Below are 519 nucleotides of genomic sequence, written 5' to 3' on the forward strand. Positions count from 1 at the left end.
CGGGTACAGGCCGGACACCTCGATAATCAGGGCACGCTGAGCGCGGCGGATCTCCACCTGAAGGCGGACAGCCTGCGCAATCAGGGCAACGTGCAAGCGACCCGGGATGCTGACATCGCGGTGGCGGAAGCATTAACGCAAACCGACGCGGGCACGCTGTTGGCGGGCGGGCAACTGGCGCTTGATGCCGCGACGGCGGACACGCAGGGCGACATTCAGGCACAACAGTTTGGCTGCAACAAGGCAGCGCCGGTATTCGCGGCGACGGCGACATTCAGGTGACGGATTGGCGCAACCAAGGACAAATGGTGCTGGGCGGCAACGGTGTGCTGTCGGGCGCTTCGCTGGTCAACAGCGGCAGTTGGCAATCCGCTGCGCTCGAGTGGCAAGGTGACACCCTTATCAATCAGGGGCGGCTCCAATCGTTGGGCTCGCTGGGTATCTCGGCCAGTGAACGCATAAGCAACAGCGGTTCGATTCTCGCGGCCAACGCCCTCGATCTGTTCGCACCTACGCTGA

General features: G+C 63.4%; 2 protein-coding genes. Both read left to right on the top strand.

Annotation, left to right across the window (positions count from 1 at the left end):
* Window positions 1-282 (top strand): hypothetical protein (locus J5224_RS35135; RefSeq protein ID WP_264629402.1); only part of this gene is annotated, 282 nt, incomplete at its 5' end.
* Window positions 279-519, top strand: a 241-nt coding sequence (locus J5224_RS35140) for a hypothetical protein (protein ID WP_264629403.1), incomplete at its 3' end; no start/stop codon positions are given. The genes J5224_RS35135 and J5224_RS35140, both read left to right, overlap by 4 nt.

This window comes from Candidatus Symbiopectobacterium sp. NZEC135, assembly GCF_025962695.1.